Here is a 1,940-nt window from a genome sequence, read left to right as displayed (position 1 = left end):
CCGTCGAACGCATGATGCGCGACGCCAAGATCACCCAGATCTACGAAGGCACCAACCAGGTCCAGCGCATCGTCATGGCCCGCAACCTCCCGTAATTCCCAGCCCGTTGAAAGGAGACAGGCCGTGACTCTGAAGATCGCTGTCTGTGTGAAGTACGTCCCCGACGCGACCGGCGACCGCGGGTTCGCCGACGACCTGACGACCGACCGCGAGGCCGTCGACGGTCTGCTCTCGGAGCTGGACGAGTACGCGGTCGAGCAGGCGCTCCGGATCTCCGAGGAGTCCGACGACGCCGAGGTCACCGTCGTGACCGTGGGCCCGGACGACGCCAAGGACGCGCTGCGCAAGGCGCTGTCGATGGGCGCCGACAAGGCGGTGCACGTCAACGACGACGACATCCACGGCTCCGACGTCATCGCCACCTCCGCGATCCTGGCCAAGGCGCTGGAGAAGACCGGCTTCGACCTGGTCGTCTGCGGCATGGCCTCGACCGACGGCACGATGGGCGTCCTGCCGGCGCTGCTCGCCGAGCGGCTGAACGTGCCGCAGGTGACGCTGCTCTCCGAGGTCTCCGTCGACGGCGACACGGTCAAGGGCCGCCGCGACGGCGACTCCGCCACCGAGCTCCTGGAGGCCCCGCTGCCGGCCGTCGTCTCGGTCACCGACCAGTCCGGCGAGGCCCGTTACCCCTCCTTCAAGGGGATCATGGCCGCCAAGAAGAAGCCGGTCGAGGAGCTGGACCTGGACGACCTGGACATCGACGCCGACGAGGTGGGCCTGGCCGGTTCCTGGACCCTCGTCGACGCGGTGGCCGCGCGTCCGGCCCGTACGCAGGGCACGATCGTCACGGACGAGGGCGACGGCGGCAAGCAGCTCGCCTCCTTCCTCGCCACCCAGAAGTTCATCTGACCCACCGTCAGCCAGACACCCACTCAGGAGCAATGAATCATGGCTGAGATCCTGGTTCTCGTGGACCACGCCGACGGTGCGGTCCGCAAGCCGGCCCTCGAACTCCTCACCCTGGCCCGCCGCATCGGCGAGCCCTCGGCGGTCGTCCTCGGCGCCGGCGAGGCCGCGGCCTCCATCGCCGCCACGGCCGGCGAGTACGGCGCGGCCACCGTGTACGTCGCGGACGGCGCCGAGTTCACCGACCAGCTGGTCGTCCCGAAGGTCGACGCGCTGACCCAGCTCGCGAAGGAGAAGGGGGCCGCCGCCGTCCTGGTGACCTCCTCCGGCGAGGGCAAGGAGATCGCGGCCCGGGTCGCGCTCCGCCTCGGCTCCGGTCTGATCACCGACGCCGTGGAGCTGGAGGCCGGCGAGAACGGCCCGGTCGCCACCCAGTCCGTCTTCGCCGCCTCGTACCAGGTGCGCTCGACGGTCTCCCACGGTGTCCCGGTCATCACCGTCAAGCCGAACTCCGCCGCCCCGGAGGCCGCCCCGGCCGCCGGCACGGTCGAGAACGTCTCCGTCACCTTCACCGGCAACGCCGCGAAGGTCGTCTCGCGCACCCCGCGCGTCTCCACCGGCCGCCCCGAGCTGACCGAGTCCGCGATCGTGGTCTCCGGCGGCCGTGGCGTCGGCGCGGCCGAGGGCTTCGCGGTCGTCGAGAAGCTGGCCGACTCGCTCGGCGCGGCCGTCGGCGCCTCCCGCGCCGCCGTGGACGCGGGCTGGTACCCGCACGCCAACCAGGTCGGCCAGACCGGCAAGCAGGTCTCGCCGCAGCTGTACGTCGCGGCGGGCATCTCCGGCGCGATCCAGCACCGGGCGGGCATGCAGACGTCGAAGACGATCGTCGCGGTCAACAAGGACCCCGAGGCCCCGATCTTCGACCTCGTGGACTACGGCGTGGTCGGCGACCTCTTCGAGGTGCTGCCGCAGCTGACGGACGAGATCGGCGCTCGCTGATCCCACGAAGAAGGGGCGGGTGGCACTCTGTGCCC

3 protein-coding genes are annotated in these 1,940 nt (G+C 71.0%); all 3 read left to right on the top strand.

The features are described from left to right. On the top strand, positions 1 to 95 hold a 95-nt coding region (locus ACWFR1_RS40225; protein ID WP_132919430.1), incomplete at its 5' end, for an acyl-CoA dehydrogenase family protein. A gap of 28 nt (positions 96 to 123) precedes the next feature. Continuing rightward, positions 124 to 909 (top strand): electron transfer flavoprotein subunit beta/FixA family protein, encoded by a 786-nt coding sequence (locus ACWFR1_RS40220; RefSeq protein ID WP_453561041.1) that lies wholly within the window; start codon positions 124 to 126, stop codon positions 907 to 909. Positions 910 to 948: 39 nt separating this feature from the next. Next, on the top strand, positions 949 to 1,905 hold the full coding sequence (locus ACWFR1_RS40215; protein WP_453561038.1) for an electron transfer flavoprotein subunit alpha/FixB family protein: 957 nt from the start codon (positions 949 to 951) through the stop codon (positions 1,903 to 1,905). Positions 1,906 to 1,940 lie beyond the last annotated feature (35 nt).

The sequence above is a fragment of the Streptomyces sp. NPDC055103 genome (assembly GCF_053607625.1).
The sequence above is the reverse complement of the archived record's forward strand: the minus strand, read 5'-3'. Positions and strand labels throughout refer to the sequence as shown.

What these genes read in the sequence shown, in the direction of transcription:
- ACWFR1_RS40215 (WP_453561038.1), top strand. Translation starts at nt 949, where the DNA reads ATGGCTGAGATCCTGGTTCTCGTGGACCACGCCGACGGTGCGGTCCGC.